The sequence below is a fragment of the Dysosmobacter sp. Marseille-Q4140 genome, from assembly GCA_018228705.1.
Classification (GTDB): domain Bacteria; phylum Bacillota; class Clostridia; order Oscillospirales; family Oscillospiraceae; genus Oscillibacter.
The window spans coordinates 2,974,877-2,991,889 of record CP073694.1 but is presented as its reverse complement, the minus strand read 5'-3'; the positions used below and the strand labels follow the sequence as shown (position 1 = coordinate 2,991,889).

At 64.5% G+C, this 17,013-nt stretch carries 18 protein-coding genes and 1 riboswitch; of the genes, 6 read left to right on the top strand and 12 right to left on the bottom strand.

What is annotated here, in order from left to right; all coding sequences use genetic code 11:
- Window positions 1-5 precede the first annotated feature (5 nt).
- Window positions 6-1,373 carry a penicillin-binding protein gene (locus KFE19_14985; GenBank protein QUO37647.1) on the bottom strand — a complete coding sequence of 456 codons (1,368 nt, stop codon included), beginning with the start codon at window positions 1,371-1,373 and terminating at the stop codon, window positions 6-8.
- The gene (locus KFE19_14980; protein ID QUO37646.1) at window positions 1,360-3,189 is read right to left on the bottom strand and encodes an FtsW/RodA/SpoVE family cell cycle protein; all 1,830 of its coding nucleotides are present in this window, start codon (window positions 3,187-3,189) and stop codon (window positions 1,360-1,362) included. Before KFE19_14980 ends, KFE19_14985 begins: the two co-directional genes overlap by 14 nt.
- A 242-nt stretch (window positions 3,190-3,431) precedes the next feature.
- Here KFE19_14980 and KFE19_14975 point away from each other — a divergent pair, with 242 nt between their 5' ends.
- Both KFE19_14975 and KFE19_14970 read left to right on the top strand, forming a co-directional pair.
- The gene (locus KFE19_14975) at window positions 3,432-4,319 is read left to right on the top strand and encodes a hypothetical protein (GenBank protein QUO37645.1); all 888 of its coding nucleotides are present in this window, start codon (window positions 3,432-3,434) and stop codon (window positions 4,317-4,319) included.
- A gap of 55 nt (window positions 4,320-4,374) precedes the next feature.
- Window positions 4,375-5,292 carry a ketopantoate reductase family protein gene (locus tag KFE19_14970; protein ID QUO37644.1) on the top strand — a complete coding sequence of 306 codons (918 nt, stop codon included), beginning with the start codon at window positions 4,375-4,377 and terminating at the stop codon, window positions 5,290-5,292.
- Between the two features lie 69 nt (window positions 5,293-5,361).
- Here the strand turns inward: KFE19_14970 and KFE19_14965 are convergent, their stop codons facing one another.
- A complete protein-coding gene (locus KFE19_14965) occupies window positions 5,362-6,537 on the bottom strand; it encodes a DUF2974 domain-containing protein (GenBank protein ID QUO37643.1) in 1,176 nt (391 codons plus the stop codon).
- 145 nt (window positions 6,538-6,682) lie between these two features.
- Between KFE19_14965 and KFE19_14960 the strand changes: the two genes are divergently transcribed.
- Window positions 6,683-7,288 (top strand): single-stranded DNA-binding protein, encoded by a 606-nt coding sequence (locus tag KFE19_14960; GenBank protein ID QUO37642.1) that lies wholly within the window; start codon window positions 6,683-6,685, stop codon window positions 7,286-7,288.
- Between the two features lie 35 nt (window positions 7,289-7,323).
- On the opposite strand, the gene KFE19_14955 is transcribed toward KFE19_14960, so the two are convergent.
- From KFE19_14955 to yedF, 6 genes are all read right to left on the bottom strand, one after another.
- Window positions 7,324-7,578 carry a hypothetical protein gene (locus KFE19_14955; protein QUO37641.1) on the bottom strand — a complete coding sequence of 85 codons (255 nt, stop codon included), beginning with the start codon at window positions 7,576-7,578 and terminating at the stop codon, window positions 7,324-7,326.
- A 440-nt stretch (window positions 7,579-8,018) separates the two neighbouring features.
- Window positions 8,019-8,537, bottom strand: coding sequence for an NUDIX domain-containing protein (locus tag KFE19_14950; protein QUO37640.1), 519 nt, complete (start codon window positions 8,535-8,537; stop codon window positions 8,019-8,021).
- A gap of 15 nt (window positions 8,538-8,552) precedes the next feature.
- Entirely contained in the window at window positions 8,553-8,726 is a 174-nt protein-coding gene (locus KFE19_14945) for a hypothetical protein (protein QUO37639.1), read from the bottom strand.
- 13 nt (window positions 8,727-8,739) lie between these two features.
- The gene (locus tag KFE19_14940) at window positions 8,740-8,976 is read right to left on the bottom strand and encodes a DUF3343 domain-containing protein (protein QUO37638.1); all 237 of its coding nucleotides are present in this window, start codon (window positions 8,974-8,976) and stop codon (window positions 8,740-8,742) included.
- A complete protein-coding gene (locus tag KFE19_14935; protein ID QUO37637.1) occupies window positions 8,976-10,118 on the bottom strand; it encodes an aminotransferase class V-fold PLP-dependent enzyme in 1,143 nt (380 codons plus the stop codon). The genes KFE19_14940 and KFE19_14935 overlap by 1 nt, the downstream gene beginning before the upstream one ends.
- On the bottom strand, window positions 10,115-10,735 hold the full coding sequence (gene yedF / locus KFE19_14930) for a sulfurtransferase-like selenium metabolism protein YedF (GenBank protein QUO37636.1): 621 nt from the start codon (window positions 10,733-10,735) through the stop codon (window positions 10,115-10,117). The genes KFE19_14935 and yedF overlap by 4 nt, the downstream gene beginning before the upstream one ends.
- A gap of 250 nt (window positions 10,736-10,985) precedes the next feature.
- Between yedF and KFE19_14925 the strand changes: the two genes are divergently transcribed.
- Entirely contained in the window at window positions 10,986-12,242 is a 1,257-nt protein-coding gene (locus KFE19_14925; protein ID QUO37635.1) for a diaminopimelate decarboxylase, read from the top strand.
- 189 nt (window positions 12,243-12,431) lie between these two features.
- Here the strand turns inward: KFE19_14925 and KFE19_14920 are convergent, their stop codons facing one another.
- Together KFE19_14920 and KFE19_14915 are read right to left on the bottom strand one after the other, a co-directional pair.
- A complete protein-coding gene (locus KFE19_14920; protein QUO37634.1) occupies window positions 12,432-12,977 on the bottom strand; it encodes a DUF4352 domain-containing protein in 546 nt (181 codons plus the stop codon).
- A gap of 129 nt (window positions 12,978-13,106) precedes the next feature.
- Window positions 13,107-13,472 (bottom strand): VOC family protein, encoded by a 366-nt coding sequence (locus KFE19_14915; protein ID QUO37633.1) that lies wholly within the window; start codon window positions 13,470-13,472, stop codon window positions 13,107-13,109.
- Between the two features lie 193 nt (window positions 13,473-13,665).
- On the opposite strand from KFE19_14915, the gene KFE19_14910 reads away from it, so the two are divergent.
- Both KFE19_14910 and feoB read left to right on the top strand, forming a co-directional pair.
- Entirely contained in the window at window positions 13,666-13,896 is a 231-nt protein-coding gene (locus tag KFE19_14910) for a ferrous iron transport protein A (protein ID QUO37632.1), read from the top strand.
- Window positions 13,893-15,899, top strand: coding sequence for a ferrous iron transport protein B (feoB, locus tag KFE19_14905; protein ID QUO37631.1), 2,007 nt, complete (start codon window positions 13,893-13,895; stop codon window positions 15,897-15,899). The genes KFE19_14910 and feoB overlap by 4 nt, the downstream gene beginning before the upstream one ends.
- 201 nt (window positions 15,900-16,100) lie before the next feature.
- Here the strand turns inward: feoB and KFE19_14900 are convergent, their stop codons facing one another.
- Window positions 16,101-16,763: an energy-coupled thiamine transporter ThiT gene (locus tag KFE19_14900; GenBank protein ID QUO37630.1), complete on the bottom strand. Its 663-nt coding sequence runs from the start codon at window positions 16,761-16,763 to the stop codon at window positions 16,101-16,103.
- 105 nt (window positions 16,764-16,868) lie between these two features.
- Window positions 16,869-16,975, bottom strand: a riboswitch (TPP riboswitch).
- Window positions 16,976-17,013: the final 38 nt, after the last annotated feature.

The window sequence follows — 17,013 nt, the reverse complement described above, 5'->3', positions numbered from 1 at the left end:
TTGCATCAGTATCCGTTGACAATGACGTTCAGCACTTTTCCGGCCACGGTGCCCGCCACGGAGCTGCCGCCGCCGCCGTTTTCCACCAGCACCACGAAGGCGTAGGGGGCCTCCTCATTCCGCAGGAACCCGGCAAACCACGCGTGAGGCTGCTGGTCCGCGCCCACCTCGGCGGTGCCGGACTTGGCGCAGATATCCATATTGGGAAAGCGGCTGGTGCCGTAAGTGGCCTCCACATTGTGGGCCATCATATCCGCCAGGGTGGCCGCCGTGTCCGCGGAGACCAGCCGTCCGGTGCGGCCGGTGAGATGGGGCAGGGACGGCAGGCCCAGGACGCCGGTGGTCTTGAGGATCAGGTAGGGCTCGGCGGCCTTGCCGCCGTTTGCGATGGCTCCCATGTACACCATCAGCGCCGCCGGGTTCACCAGGTCCTGATGCTGGCCCACGCCGGCCCAGCCCAGCTCCCCGTCGGTGATGCCGTCAAAGGAGAAGGTACCGGAGGCGGTGGGCAGGCCGCTGACGGAGTAGCTGTCCGTCAGGCCCGCCTGCTCCGTGTACTTCTTCAGCGTGGAGCCGCCCAGCTCCTGGGCGATCTGGGCGAAGGCCACGTTGCAGCTGTTGGCGAAGGCGGCGTTGATGTCCTGCTGGCCGTGGGTACCGGAGCAGACGATGGTCTCGTCCCCGATCTGGACGCTGCCCTGGCAGTCCCAGGTCCGGTCGAACAGGTCCGCCATCTCCTCGATGGCCGCCGCCAGGGTCACGGTCTTGAACACAGACCCGGGGGTGAAGGTGGAGGAGAGGAAGCGGTTGAGATACGCGCCCTTGTAGCGGTCGTTGGTCAGGATATCCTCCGGCACATTCAGAGGGTCGTAGCTGGGAGCGGAGACCATGCACAAGATCTCGCCGGTCTTGTAGTTGTACACCGCCACGGTGCCGGCCTTTCCGTTCAGCGCCTCATAGGCCTCGTAGTTGTAGCGGGCATCGATGGTGAGGTACAGCTCCCGTCCCTGCTGGGCGCCAGAGGCGCCGTTGAGCAGGCTGTACCCGGTCAGCTTGTCGGCAAAGGCGTTGAGGGCGCCGGTGCCGATGCTGCCCTGGAGGTCTCCCACCGCGTGGAGGGTGGCCTTGCGGACGGTGGAGCCGTCGTAGTAGGTGCGCTTGCCGTTCTCCACCCAGCTCAGGGCGTCCCCGTCCCGGTCCAGCACCGTGCCGCTGGCAAGCTCGCCGCTGGAGTTATACAGGTGGCGGTTGAAGGCCGAGGAGGCCCAGCTGCCGCCGCTGACAAAATACTTCACCAGAAACACACCCAGCCCCGCCGCCAGCAGCAGCGCCAGGATCAGGCACAGGATGGCCCGGCGTTCAATTTTCTTCATGGCCGTCCTCCTTTTCCGCATCCGCCCCGAAGGGATCCCCCACCGGCTCTGTCCGGCGGCGGGCCTCCTGAGTCAACCGCCGCTGCTGGAAGCGCCGGATGGCGAAGCTGGCGTTCTCCCGGGTGTCAGTGGCCTTCAAAAAGGCCAGCAGGCCCCAAGCCGACAGCATGGCGGAGCCGCCGTTGGAGACGAAGGGGAAGGTGACGCCGGTCAGGGGCAGCAGGTCCACAGAGCCGAACACGTTCAGGCAGGTCTGGAACACCAACAGCGACGCCGCCGCGCAGGCGGCGATGGTATAGAAGCTGGACCGGCCCACCCGGACTGCCCGGGCGGCGAAGAAGGCCAGGGTCACGATGGATCCCACCGCCAGCACGGCGATCAGCAGTCCCCACTCCTCGCACAGCATCCCGAACACCAGGTCCGTGTCCGCCGCGGCCACATTGTGGAGCCAGCCGTTGCCGGCACCCATGCCCAAAAGGCCGCCGGAGGCCGCCGCCGACATGGTGCGGGTCTGCTGGTAGCCGGTGGTGGAGGCCGCCTCCCAGGCGTGGCCCCAGGTGGCGAAGCGGCTGAGGATGTAAGGCTTGAACTTGACGATGATCCCGGCGCCGAACACCGCCGCGCCGCAGATCAGCGACAGCGTGGCAAAGTCCCCGGACCGGAGGTAGGCGATCACCAGGAAGGTGACGAAGAAGATGGCCGCCGTGCCGAAGTCGCTCATCAGACCCAGCAGCCCGATGCAAACACCGGTCAGCACAATGAACAGCGTCAGGTTCCGCCGGCGGAACAGCCGCTCCAGCGTGGCGGAGCCGGCAAAGATATAGCAGATCTTGGCGATCTCCGAGGGCTGGAAGGAAAAACCGCCCAGGGAGATCCAGTTGACGGCGCCGTATTTGCGGCTGCCGATCACCAGCGTGATGCCCAGAAGGCCGATGGCCCCGGCGGCCATGAGCCAGCGGATCTTCTGCACCCGGCTCAGGTCCCGCAGGAACAGCCCCACCACCAAAAACAGCACCAGCCCCAGCAGCACCGCCAAAAACTGCTTGAACAGGCTCCCCGGCGCGCTGGAGGCCGTCACCGACAGCGACAGCGTGGAGAGGAAGAAGGCGATGGTCTCCAGCTCGAACCCCACGCAGCGGGTGGCCCGCAGCGCGGCGAAGTACACCCACATCACCGCCGTCAGCCCCAGAAATGCCAGGGGAATGGCGGCGGAGGCCTCCTGGCCCGCCGCCGCGATCAGCTGCAGGCAGGCCAGGACCTGGAACACCGTCAGCCACAAAAAGGAGGGCCAGATGGCCGCGGGCCGCTCCGCCTTGCGTCGGGCCTCCAGGTTCTCCCGCTCCGCCACGGTCTGGGGCAAAAACACCAGGGGCACACCGCCCAGAGAGATGGTGTCTCCCAGCTTCACCGGGGCGGAGCCCTCCACCCGCTCGCCGTTGACGGCGGTGCCGCCCTTGGAATCCAGGTCGTAGAGGGTCCAGCTCTCGTCCTCCCCCCGGCACAGCGCCGCGTGCTGGCGGGAGACGCTGGGGTAGTTCAGCTGCACGTCCGCCGTCTTGCCCCGGCCCAGGATGTTCTCCCAATGGGTCAGGGGCAGGGCCGTGCCGTTGGGCAGGCTCAGCTGGGCCCAGGTCTCGGGGGTGTGGGGGATCCGCAGCAGCGACTGTACCGCCCGGAACAAAATCAAAATTGCCAGCGCGGGAAACAGGAAGCGGACAAAGGCCATGTACCACTCCCCAATCATCGGGTGCGCAGCCAGCAGGCCCGTCGCCGCATCCAGAGCCGCCTGAAAAGGCGCCGTCAGCGTGGCTTCCATGCTGCATCCGCCTCCTTTCTGTAAGTCATGGTATTATAGCATTTTTCCCGATGGCTGTACAGTCCCTCCTTTCCGGTCGGAATTTCCGGAATTTTGGGAATTTTCCAGGGGGGAATTTCTCTTTTTCTCTTGACCTTCCGAAAAAAATCCATTAAAATAATTAACCGGCCATAATATTTACGGGCATCCGCCCGTTCTATTTTTAAGACCGTACAACCACTTTTAGGAAAGGCCGATGGATCATGACACATCCCTACAAGACGCGGGAAGGCGGCGCCACGGTGACGATCTTCGTCCCCTATGACTGCAAGAACAACTGCCCCTTCTGCATCAATAAAGGCGAGTACGCGGACCTGACCGGCTTCTCTGCGGAGAAGATCTGCCAGAGCATCCGGCGGATGGACGCCATCACTCCGTACTGCGACTTCGTCTTTACCGGAGGGGAGCCCTTCGCGGACCTCAAGTCCCTGCAGACCATGCTGGACTGCATCCCCACCACCCACAAGGTCTATATCAACACCACCCTGCCGGTGTCCGAGCACCAGTCCGAGGCCGACATCCTGGCCTTTGCCGAGCGCAACAAGCACAAGATCACCTGCATCAACGTCTCCCGCCACATGCAGCACTATGTGGTGGAGTCCAACGACGGATTGCTTGCCAAGCTCCCGGTGCCCTTCCGGATCAACTGCGTGCTGTACAAGAATTACCCGGCCAAGAATCTGGTTCCCTACATGGAGCGGTTCCACCAGATCCCCGGCGCCTCCATCCAGTTCCGCTTTGACTACACCGCCACCACGCCGGAGAACCTCTACGACGAGGACGGCGACAAGATCCTCCAGGATCTCAAGCAGGTGGCCCGGTACACGGGGCTGGACGGCTGCCGGATGCGCTGCGGCTTCCATTTCGACTATAAGGGCATGGAGCTGACCTATCACAAGACCCTGCCCTACTCCACCATCGTGGAGACCGACCCTGTCAACGGTGTCACCTACGACATTCTGTACGATATCCTCATCAAGCAAAACGGCGACATCCACTCCGACTGGGACGGCACCCCGCTGGATGTGGACGCCTATGAAAAGGTGGTCTTTGAGCCCTACGACCTGAAGTGGCTGGCCCGGATCGCGTAAACACCAAAAGCGGCGGAACACCCGCCGCTTTTTTCTTCACAAAGGAGGCAATCATATGAAACCCATCCAAACTGTGGGCGTCATCGGCCTGGGCGCTTTGGGCGTGCTGTACGCCGACCAGTTCACCCGCGCCCTGGGAAAGGACCGCGTCCTGGTGCTGGCGGACCATGACCGGACCGAGCGCTACCGCCGGGAGGGCATCTGGTACAACGGCAATCTGTGCGACTTCCAGTACGCCGACGCCGCTCAGGTCACAGAGCCTGTGGATCTGCTGCTCTTCGCCGTGAAGTTCGGCGGACTGGATGCGGCTGTGGAGACCTGCCGCCATCTGGTGGGGCCGGACACCCTCGTGCTGTCGGTCCTCAACGGCATCGCCAGCGAGGAGGTGCTGGGCCGGGCCTACGGCGCGGAGAAGGTGATCTGGTGCGTGGCCCAGAAGATGTCCGCCAAAAAGGAGGGCAACCGGGCCTTCTGCGATCCCACCGGAGAGCTGGCCGTTGGCCTGCCCGCCGGGGCGGACCGGGCGCCGCTGGAGCGGCTCACCGCCTTCTTTGACGCCATCGGTTTCGCCTACTCCCTGCCCGCGGACATCCGCACCCACATGTGGAGCAAGCTCCTGTGCAACACCGGCTGCAACCAGGCGGCCCTGGTGTTCCAGTGCGGCTACGGCGGACTCCAGGTCCCCGGCAGGGCCCGGGACACCATGACCGGCGCCATGGCGGAGGTGGTGGCAGTGGCCGCCGCCGAGGGCGTGGCCCTGTCCCAGGCGGATATCGACAGCTGGGTCGCCATCATCGACAGCTTCCCGCCGGACGGGGAGCCCTCCATGCGCCAGGACGGCAAGGCCCGCTGCCCCAGCGAGGTGGAGCTCTTTGCCGGCACCATCCGCCGTCTGGGGGCCCGGCATGGCGTCCCCACGCCGGTGAACGACTGGCTCTACGAGCAGATCAAGGCCATGGAGGCCGCCTATTAAGCCGCAGTCTGGTCCATACAGCCCATTCTATGCACAGCGCGGAGGGGAAAATGCCCTCCGCGCTGTTTCTTACGCTTCCTCTTCTTCCGGCCGGTGCTTTTTCCGGCCCCAGCGGAACCCCCGCTTCCCCGACTCCTCCTGGATACCCTCCAGGGTCAGCAGCAGGTTGCTGCGGAACAGCAAGCCCATGAACTTCAGCAGGCCGTCCCGGGTCTCCTTGTCCAGGTCCTTCATAGCCCGGACCATGGCGCCCACGGCCTTGAAGCTGTCCGCCTTCAGATCCGTCAGCGTAGCGGCGCCGGAGGCGGAGAGCACCGTGAACATGGCTTCCACGAACTTCCCCCGCTGTTCCGGCGTCATGGTCCGGACCCAGGCGCGAAGCTCCAGGTCGCTGAGGTGGGCCTGCCGGGTCACCTGCCGCAGCGTGAGGAAATGGTCTCCCATCACCTGCCAGGAAAAGCCGTCGTGCTGCAGGAAGCCCAGCTGGTCGCTGTCCACCACGGTATAGTCCTCCTCGTGCTCCAGCAGCATCCCCACCACCGAGGACTTGGGCACGATGGAGACGATCCTGTCCCCCAGCCGCCGGTGCTGGGGCAGGTCCAGGAAATCGTCCCGAAAGCCGGGGCCGTCGTTGGACCAGACGGTGTCGATCCGCCGCTGGACTGCCGCCGGGCAGAACACCCCGGCGTACACCGCCAGGTTGCCGCCCTTGGAGTGGCCGCCCAGGAGCAGACGCCGCCGGGGATACTGCCGGGCCACCTCCGCCGTATACTGGGCGGCCTTTTTCTGGGCGGGCACCTCCGGCAGCCAGGACAGGTCAAAGTCCTCCTTCCAGCCCGCCAGGGTATCGTCGGTACCCCGGAAGGACAGGTACACCCGCCCGTCCCCGGTCTCCACAGCCAGGGCGGCGAACTGCTCTCCCCGCTCCGCGTCCAGCCAATCCACAAAGCAGTTGAGACCCATGTCCCCAAAGCGGCGGGACTCCGCCATCTTCCGCAGCATCTCCGGGATGGCGTCGGGCACCAGGACCCCCATGTCGATTTTTTCGCCCTGGGAAAAGCGGGCGAAGAAGGCCTCTGCCGCCGTCCGCAGCGGTACGCTCTCCCCCATGCCCGGCGGCGGCACGATGCCGCCAAAATCCACAAAGGACACCTCCGCCAAAATGAGATTGTCCACCTCGTTGAAAGGGGCCTGGGCCAGGGTCAGGTCCCCCCGCCAGTCCAGATAATCCAGCAGATTCGCCATGGGCGGTCGTCCTCCCGTGTTTGATGATGGCTGTATTATATCCGCAAATCCGCCTCCGTACAACCCCGGGCCGGGCGGAAAATTTCCGGTCTATCCGGGACGGGCTGTTCATACAATGGACCATCACAAACGAGAGGTGGACCCCATGACAACTGAGACCTGCAATGAAGTCCTGCTGGCGGGCACGGCCCAGGACGCCCCCGCCCTGTCCCACGAAAACCACGGCGCCCGGTTCTATCGCTTTTCCCTGGAGGTGCCCCGCCTCTCCGGCCAGGCGGACGTGCTGCCGGTGCTGCTGCCGGAGGACCGGCTGCTGCCGCTGGGACCGGGGGACCCGGTCCGGATCCAGGGCCAGCTGCGCTCATTCAACAACCGCAGCGGCGTGGGCAGCCGCCTGGTACTGACGGTCTACGCCCAGGAGGCGGAAGCGGGAGACGGCGGGCCCCAGAACCACATCCGGCTCTGCGGCGCCGTCTGCAAGCCGCCGGTGTACCGGCGGACACCTCTGGGCCGCAGCATCTGCGATTTGATGCTGGCGGTGCCCCGGCGGTACGGCCGGGCGGACTATCTGCCCGCCATCGCCTGGGGACAGGTGGCCGCCCGGTGCGCCGGGCTCCAGGTGGGGGACCCGCTGTCCCTGGAGGGCCGGGTCCAAAGCCGCCTCTACCGCAAGGTCACAGAGTCCGGCATCCAGGACCGGGTGGCCTACGAGGTGTCCATCATGCACCTGCTGGAGGAAGAGGACGCGTAAAAGAACGAGGAACGGCTTTTGCCGTTCCTCGTTCTTCATGACCGCAGCGCCCGCAAGAGCGCCGGGCGGGGATCCTCCGCTGTCTCTCCGGTGAGGTAGGCCAGGGCCTGCTCCCAGCTCTTCCGGGAAAACGCCTTCACCGGCACGGTCTCCAGCGTCCATGCCAGCCGCTGCCGGCAGACGTACCGCAGATCAGAGAGGCAGAGACACCCGCAGCGGAATGCCAGGTAGTCCAGCAGGGAGAACCCCAGCAGACTGTCCACCGTGGCCCTCTCAGCCTCCGCCGCCATGGCTCGCCTCCTCCGCCGGTGCAGGGGCGGCCTGTCCCATGAACATTCGTCGCGACCGCATCTTGTCCGCTCCTTTCCTGATGGCTCCACCGGGTCCGCCGGAAGGGAGCCGCGCCCCCCTCCGGCTCTCCGGCAGAAATAATAGACGCAGCGTATGAGTGTTCCCCATACACCACGTCTTGTCAGGTAGACAAAATGCGACCGCAGCAAAATCAAGTGCCTTTTCCCGCTTGTAAAAAGCGGACAAAGCCACTATAATGTACTTGCGGAGCAGCTTTTGCTGCTATGTATGAGTGCGTGCACACTCTACGTATGGCCGTGGGGTGTGCCAGCACGCCACGGCCGCCGCATTTATTATTTCCGTTCCTATCATATGACAAATTTCGACAAAGTGCAAGAGAAAATCAGGGGGCGCCGCGGCAGACGGCACCCCCTGATTTTTATTTGGTGGGGAAGCCGAAGGTCCCCCGCATATCGAACAAAAACCGCAGGAAGCTCTTGGGATAGACGATGAACTCCCCGTCATCCAGCATCCGCTCTACCTCCGGCCAGTCCGCCCAGCGGACCTGGGCCACCTCCTCTTCCTGGAGGCGCAGGGCGGAAAGCTCCACCTCCCGCTCCAGCAGGAAGAAGTCGTCGAAGCCGCCGTCGAAGTTCACCGTCACCGAGGGCCGCAGGCCGCTCAGGTCCAGGTCCAGGCCCAGCTCCTCCCGGACCTCCCGCTCCGCGCCCTGGCGGCTGGTCTCTCCGGCGTCCACACCGCCGCCCACGGTCACGTCCCACTTGCCGGGCCAGATGTGCTTGCTCTGGGTGCGCTGCTGGATCAGCAGCTGCCCCGCCTGATTGAACACGCACACATGCACCACCGTCCGGTATTCCCCCGGGCCTTTTCTGCCGTAGCGCTCCGCAGTCTTACCCAGGGGCACACGGTTTTCATCGTACAGATCCACCAGTTCCATGCTCTTCTCCTTAGCTCACTGCCGCCGGGCAGTTTCGTAGTCGTCCCCGCGCCGATAAAAGGGACAGGCGTCGTTGACGCCCCGGAGGAACCGCTCCATCTCGTCCTCGTCCAGGTCCATGGTACAGCAGTATGCCTCCAGCTCCTCGTCGTAATCGTAATAGACGCACTCGTCGCAGTTGGCCGCCATGAGGCCACCTCCTTCACATCATCACGGAATAGATGCCGTCGATCGGGATGCCCTGCTCCATCACCAGCTCCTCCAGAGCCGTCCGGCTCTCCGGCGGTGCCGCCCAGCAGATGCCGCAGCCGGCGGTGATGGCCCGGGGGACCGGGATCAGCCGCCCCGGCGCGCCCGCCGCGGCGCAGGCGCTCTCCATCTCCATGGCCGCCGTTGTGGTGGGAAAGGTGATGACGCACCGCTCACATCTCTGCCGCATCAGCGGGCCTCCTCCGCCAGGGCGGCCACCGCCGCGACGGCGGCGTCGGTCTCGGCCTCGGTGTTGAACCAGGACCAGGAAAAGCGGACGGCCCCCTGGTCCTCGGTGCCCAGGCACCGGTGGAGCCGGGGCGCACAGTGGGCCCCGGGGCGGGTGGCGATGGAGAACCGCTCCGCCAGCTCGTCGGCGATCTCCGAGGAGTCCTCCTCCCCGATGTTCAGCGACACGATGGCTGCCCGCCGGGGCGCGGCGAAGTCGCCGTATACCTTCACGCCGGGCAGGTCCCGCACGCCCGCGTAAAACCGCCGGGCCAGGGCGTCCTCATGAGCGCGGATGGTCTCCGGTCCGGTGGCATTTAGGAAATCCAGGGCGGCGCCCAGGCCCGCCAGGCCATGGCTGTTGAGGGTACCGGCCTCCAGCCGGGTGGGATACTCCATGGGCTGGGTCTGGGAAAAGCTCTGCACCCCGGTGCCGCCCACGGCGAAGGGCCGGATCTCCACGCCCTCCCCCACGCACAGCCCGCCGGTGCCCTGGGGGCCCATGAGGCCCTTGTGGCCGGTGAAGCACACCGCGCTGATGTGCTGCCTCTCCATGTCGATGGGGAACACTCCCGCCGTCTGGGAGGCGTCCAGAATGAACAGCAGCCCGTGTGCGCGGCAGAAGTTCCCCACAAAGTCAATATCCACCATGTCCCCGGTCAGGTTGGAGGCGTGGGTGCAGACCACGGCCCGGGTCTGGGGCCGCAGCAGCCGTTCGAAGGCGCCGTAGTCCAGGCGGCCGCTGCGGTCCGCGGGCACGAAGTCCACCGCCGCCCCCTGCTCCTCCAGTCGGTACAATGGCCGGAGGACGGAGTTGTGCTCCAGGTCCGTGGAGAGCACGTGGTCCCCGGGCCCCAGCAGGCCGGAGATGGCGATGTTCAGGGCGTGGGTGGAATTCTGGGTGAAGGCCACCCGGTCCGCCCGGGGACAGCCGAACAGGGCCGCTGCCTTCCGGCGGACGGCGTAGACGGTCCGGGCGGCGGAGAGAGCGTCGTCGTGGGCGCCCCGGCCGCAGTTGCCGTAGTCGGCCATGGCCCGGGCCACCGCCTCAGCCACACCCGGCGGCTTTGGACGGGTGGTGGCGGCGTTGTCCAGGTAGATCACGGCTTGACCACCTTCCCGGCCCCGGCCAGCTTCTCCACGATGGTGTACATATTGGTGACGCCGCCCACGGCCAGCTTATCGGTCAGGCCGTAGTGATTGAGGCAGGTGCCGCAGGTCAGGATCTCCACCCCCTGGGCCTCCAGGTTCTTCAGGTCCTCCAGGCAGGCGGAGCCCTCTACGGTCAGGTGGGCACCGCCATTGTAAAACAGCATGGTCTTGGGCAGCACCGGCAGCTGGCTGACGGCAAAGAGGAAGCCCTTCATCAAGGTCTTTCCCAGCTCGTCGCTGCCTCGGCCCATAACATCGGTATCCACCGCCACCAGGAAGTCTCCCCGGGCGTCGGGCGTGCAGCTGAGCTCCGGCTCCTCCAGCACCGCGGCACCGGCAGACGGGTCCGCCACCTCCACGGTGACGGAGAACCGGCCCTCCCCCAGCTTCTCGGCCTTGGCCGTCAGGTGGCGGCCTGAGGCCATCCGCTGGAGGTTCTGCACGGCGATCTCATTGTCCACCAGCACCTCCAGCGTCCCCGGCTCGGTCATCTCATTCAGGGCCCGGGTGGCCTTCACCACGGGGATGGGGCACTGCTGGCCCAGGGCGTCCACGGTGATCTTCTTCACGGTTCATTCCTCCCATGCGTTTTTCTTGACGGTTTTCATTGTAATACGGCCCAACGGTGAAAACAAGGGCTGTTTTTTGGGGAGAATAGCCCTTGTCCCCGGCAGAGCGGCTCCTTGCCGGAAAATTTGCTCCCCTCTCCGCCATTTTTCACCAAATTTCTTGACAGCGGCAGCATCCGCACCGTAAAATAAAAGTCTGTTCGCGGCCGCCGCGGCCGCCACTTCTCATCAAAGATTCGAGGTCGTTCCCATGAAAACACCCTTTGTCACCAAAGATCAGCTGGAGGCCATCGCCGCCCGGTACCCCACTCCCTTTCACATCTACGACGAGCGGGGCATCCGGGAAAACGCCCGGCGGCTGAAGGCCGCCTTCGCCTGGAATCCCGGCTATCGGGAGTACTTCGCCGTGAAGGCCACCCCCACTCCCGCCATTTTGAAGCTCCTGAAGGAGGAGGGCTGCGGCTGCGACTGCTCTTCGGAAGCCGAGCTGCTGATGGCGGAGAGGTGCGGCGTCACCGGGGAGGGCATCATGTTCTCCTCCAACAACACCCCCGCCGGGGAATTCCAGCTGGCCCACCGCCTGGGCGCCGTCATCAACCTAGACGACATCACCCTGGTAGACTATCTGGCCGAGGCCATCGGCACCATCCCCGAGAAGATCTGCTGCCGCTACAACCCCGGCGGCGTGTTCACCCTGGGCGAGACCCGGGAGGGCTTCCAGGTCATGGACAACCCCGGCGACGCCAAGTACGGCATGACCCGCGCCCAGATTGCCGAGGCCTTCACCCGCCTTTCCGAAATGGGCGCCAAAGAGTTCGGCATCCACGCCTTTCTGGCCTCCAACACCCTCTCCAACGACTACTATCCCGCCCTGGCCCGGATCCTGTTCCAGCTGGCGGTGGATCTGAAGAAGGAGACCGGCGTCCACATCACCTTCATCAACCTCTCCGGCGGCATCGGGATCCCCTACCGGCCGGAGCAGCCGGAAAACGACATTGCCGCCATCGGCGAGGGCGTCCGTAAAGCTTACGAAGAGATCCTGGTGCCCGCCGGCATGGACGACGTGGCATTGTACACGGAGCTGGGCCGGTTCATGCTGGCCCCCTACGGCCATCTGGTCACCCGGGCCATCCACGAAAAGCACATCTACAAGGAGTATATCGGCGTGGACGCCTGCGCCTGCAACCTGATGCGGCCCGCCATGTACGGCGCCTACCACCACATCAGCGTCTGCGGCAAGGAGACCGCCCCCTGCGACCACAAGTACGACGTGGCCGGCGGCCTGTGCGAGAACAACGACAAGTTCGCCGTAGACCGGATGCTGCCCAAGATCGACATGGGGGACCTGCTGGTGATCCACGACACCGGCGCCCACGGCCACGCCATGGGCTACAACTACAACGGCAAGCTCCGCTCCGCCGAGCTGCTGCTGAAGGAGGACGGCTCTGTGGAGCTGATCCGCCGGGCGGAGACCATCGAGGACTATTTCGCCACATTGGTGTGGTAAATCCGCTGCATCTGCCCAAAGGGGCGGGGCCTGACGGCCCCGCCCCTTTTTCCACAGTTTGACACCGGTCCGCCTCAGCATAGCGCCAGAAAACCCTCCTGCGGAAGTCGGAAGCGTCTCAGCCTCCCCTCAGCGCGCAGCAGCGCCGCCGCGAAAACCGCGGCGGCGCTGTTCTTGTTTTGATCGTTTTCACACGGAAGCCGCGGCGTTCTCCCGGGCGGTGAAATATACAAAGTAGGAATCCCCCGTATCTCCCTCTTCGGTGCCGTCGTCAAACATTTCAAGATACGCGATGGAGAAATCCGCCTGACCGGCCGGGACCTCATACACCAGCTCACCGGTACGCTCCTCGTCCACAGCCAGCTGATAGGTGCCGGGCAGCTGCGCCTCACCCACCGGCTCCAGCTCCTCATAAGTCTCCGGGTCCGTGGTAATGGGGTAGCAGTAATCCTCCTCCGCGTCTCCCCATCCCAGCTGGAAGTCCGTGTCGTACATCTCGATGCTCTCCCGGTAGGTATTCTTCACCGTCACCTCCGCCACCAGCAGCGCGTTCCCCGGCTCCGGCGTGCGGCCCGCGTATTCGCCGGTCAGACTGGCGCTGTTAATGGTAAAGTCAAAGAAATAGGTCTCCATCGTGTCTCCAATACGGCCTTCGGAAGAGGCCTCCCCTCCGCCGCAGGCGGTCATTCCCAAGACCATTGCCGCGGCCATCATCAGCACGAACCCTCTTTTCATCGTTCTCTCTCCTCTTTATCTGTTATGGGCGCCCACACAAATTTCCCCTGTATCCTTTTTCAATGTAACACATACCGTCTGCCCGCGCAATCCGAAAAACGCGGGAGCGCTGCCGCTCCCGCGTCCTATTTACCGTGTGGGAATGATCTCGATCCAATAGCCGTCCGGATCAGAGATGAAATAGATCCCCATGGCCGGATTCTCAAAGCAGATGCATCCCAGCTGGGCATGGCGGGCATGGGCCGCCTCATAGTCGTCAGCCCGCAGGGCCAGATGGAACTCGCACTCTCCCAGATCGTATTTCTGGGGGTGGTCCCGCAGCCATGTCAGCTCCAGGCGGAAATCGGTCTTGCCATCGCCCAGAAAGACGATGACATAGCTGCCGTCGGCCGCCTCCTTCCGGCGCACCGGCTCCAGATCCAGCGCCTCTTTGTAGAAGGCCAGGGACTTGTCCAGATCGGACACATTAAAATTAAAATGATTGAATGTCAGCATATCGTTCACCTCTTCGCCAGTATACCATGGCGGCGCCGGGTGCTGTCAAGACAAAACCGGAGAGGGCTATGGAAGTTGCACAATTCCTGCCGCCAAGTTTCTCCGCTTTTGTGCCCATTCCCGCTTGTCCCAGGGAGTTAGCAGTGGTAAACTCAAAGTGTTAGAGCAAGCTAACTTTTGGGAGGAATACCATATGACACTGGATATGCTGCCCCTTGGGCAGGAGGCCGTCATCACCGCCGTGGGCGGCGAGAATGCCCTTCGCTGCCATCTGCTGGATATGGGGCTGATTCCCCGGACCGTGGTCCGGGTGGAGAAGGTAGCCCCGCTGGGTGACCCCATCGAGCTGCGGGTCCGGGGCTATTCCCTGTCCCTGCGGAAAGAGGACGCCCGGAACATTACCGTGGAGGTGAGCAAGCCGTGATCTTCGCGCTGGCCGGAAACCAAAACTGCGGCAAGACCACCCTCTTCAACCAGCTCACCGGCTCCAACCAGCACGTGGGCAACTTCCCCGGCGTCACCGTGGACCAGAAGTCCGGCGCCATCCGGGGACAGAAGGACTGCACCGTGGTGGACCTGCCGGGCATCTACTCCATCCGGCCCTACACGCCGGAGGAGATCGTCACCCGGGACTTCATCCTGAACCAGCGGCCCGACGGCATCATCAACATCGTCGACGCCACCAACATCGAGCGGAACCTGTATCTGACCTTGCAGCTGATGGAGATGCGGATCCCCATGGTGCTGGCCCTGAACATGATGGACGAGGTCACCGGCAGCGGCGGCACCATCGACGTCAAGGGCCTCAGCCAGGCCCTGGGCATCCCGGTGGTGCCCGTCTCCGCCGTGAAGAACCAGGGCGTGGACGAGCTGGTCCGCATTGCCGTGTCCACGGCGAAAAACCGCGACTACCCCAAGGTATACGACTTCTGCTCCCCCGGACCGGTCCACCGCTGCATCCACGCGGTGGTCCACCAGATCGAGGACCACGCCGAGGCCTCCGGCATCCCGGTGCGCTTCGCCGCCACCAAGCTGATCGAGGGCGACGAGGACATCCGCGCCCGGCTGGAGCTGGACCAGAACGAGCTGGAGCTGATCGAGCACAGCGTCCAGGAGATGGAGGCGGAGCACGGCATGGACCGCAACGCCGCCCTGGCGGATATGCGGTATAATTTCATCGAGAGTGTCTGCGCCGGCACGGTGGTTAAATGCCATGCCTCCCGGGAGCGGCAGCGCAGCGAAGCCATCGACCGGGTCGTCACCAACCGCTGCCTGGCTCTGCCGCTGTTCTTCGGCATCATGCTGGCCATCTTCTTCCTGACCTTCAACGTCATCGGCGCGGTGCTGTCGGACCTGCTGGCGGCAGGCATCGACGCCCTGACCGCCGCCGTGGACGCAGGGCTCACGGCCTACGGCCTCAACCCGGTGGTCCACAGCCTGGTCATCGACGGCGTGTTCGCCGGAGTGGGCAGTGTATTGAGCTTTTTACCCATTATAGTGGTTCTTTTCTTCTTCCTGTCCATTCTGGAGGACACCGGATACATGGCCCGGGTGGCCTTCGTCATGGACCAGCTGCTGCGGAAGATCGGCCTGTCCGGCCGGAGTATCGTGCCGCTGCTGATCGGCTTCGGCTGCTCCGTGCCCGCCATCATGTCCACCCGGACCCTGGCCTCGGAGCGGGACCGGCGGATGACCATTCTCCTCACGCCCTTCATGAGCTGCTCGGCCAAGATCCCCATTTACGGCGTGTTCACCGCCGCCTTCTTCCCCCAGTACGCCGCTCTGGTGATGATCGGGCTGTACCTGCTGGGCATCCTGGTGGGCATCATCGCCGCCAAGGTCCTGGGCGCCACCGCCTTTAAGGGAAACCCGGTGCCCTTCGTCATGGAACTGCCCAACTACCGCTTCCCCTCCCTCAAGAGCGTGGGGCAGCTGTGCTGGGACAAGGCCAAGGACTTCCTGACCCGGGCCTTCACCATCATCTTTGTGGCCACCATCATCGTCTGGTTCCTCCAGACCTTCGACACCCGGCTGAACCTGGTGGCCGACAGCGCCCAGAGCCTGCTGGCCACGGTGGGTGCCATCCTGGCGCCGGTGTTCGCACCCCTGGGCTTCGGGGACTGGCGGGTATCCACGGCCCTCATCACCGGCTTCATCGCCAAGGAGTCCGTCATCTCCACCCTGGGCATCCTCACCGGCTCCGGCACGGATGTGGGCGCCGCCGCCCTGGGGACGCTGTTCACTCCGGCGGCCGCCGCGGGCTTTTTGGCCTTCACGCTGCTGTACACCCCCTGCGTCGCCGCCATCAGCGCGGTGCGGCGGGAGCTGCGCTCCGGCGTCAAGGCCGCGGGCGTGGCCCTGAGCCAGTGCGTGATCGCCTGGGCGGTGGCCTTCATCGTATACCGGCTGGCGCTGCTGATCCTGTAAGGAGGGAACCCGATGGAACTTCTGATCCTTCTGGCCCTGGGCGTGTGGCTGTTCTTCGCCCTGCGGTCCTGCCGCCGGCATCCCGGCTGCGGCGGGGACTGCGCCCACTGCCGGGGCTGCAAAAAATAGATCGGCGTCAAAACAGGCCGCCCCGTCGGGGCGGCCTGTTTTTCTGTGTGAGGGAACCGGCGGGGACAGTGCTTACCGCACCGCGCTGCGGCTCACCCGATCCAGGGCTTTGCTGACTGCGGGCACCTTCAGCACGATGACCGTGATGATCCCCTCCGCCAGCAGGTAGCTGTAATTGTAGACGATGGGGTACACCGCCTTCAGAGACTGGGGGAAATTCTCCGGCATGTAGTCCATCCAGTAGAGGTATCCGCCCAGGGAGTGGAAAAAGCCCCGGGCCAGCACCGCCGCGATGTAGCCGATCACCAGGCCGTTTTTCTTTCCCCGGAACAGGCCGGAAAGGCCCAGGGCGGCAAAGGCGAACACATAGTCGCAGCAGACCTGGAACAGCGTCAGGAAGTAGGGCTCCTGCAAAAATTGCAGCACACCGTAGGCAAGGCCCACCAGCACGCCGGTGCGGACGCCGTACCAGTAGCCGATCAGCACGATGAACAGCATGCTCAGCAGGGTTACGGACCCGCCGTAGGGCATCTCGAAGGGCTTGATAAAGGACGTGACATAGGCCAGAGCCACCGCCATGGCGCAGTAGGCCAGGTGCCGGGCGCTCATGCCCCGGCTCTCCTTCCCGCCGGACAGAGCCAGACCCGCCAGCAGGAACAGGGCCATCAAAGCCCCGCTGAGGACGTATCCGGCGGTGGTGAGGCCGCCCTCGGCATTGACGAACAGTTGCAGCATGATGAACTTCCTCCTTGTCGATCTGACCGCGGACCGGCGGGCGGCATGAAAAAAGCGCCCTCCCGGGCTGCCGGGAAGGCGCTGGTACGCGGAGATCTCCCCGCGCGTCGGTCATTGACGGCTCCCTACGTTGGCATTACCCACATCAGGTCACGGGTCGGCGCTCTCAGCGCCCTCTCAGCCTGTTGCAACAAGCTCCCCGGTCCACAATCTATGAACTTGATGGGCTCATCCTACCACGTTTCGACCG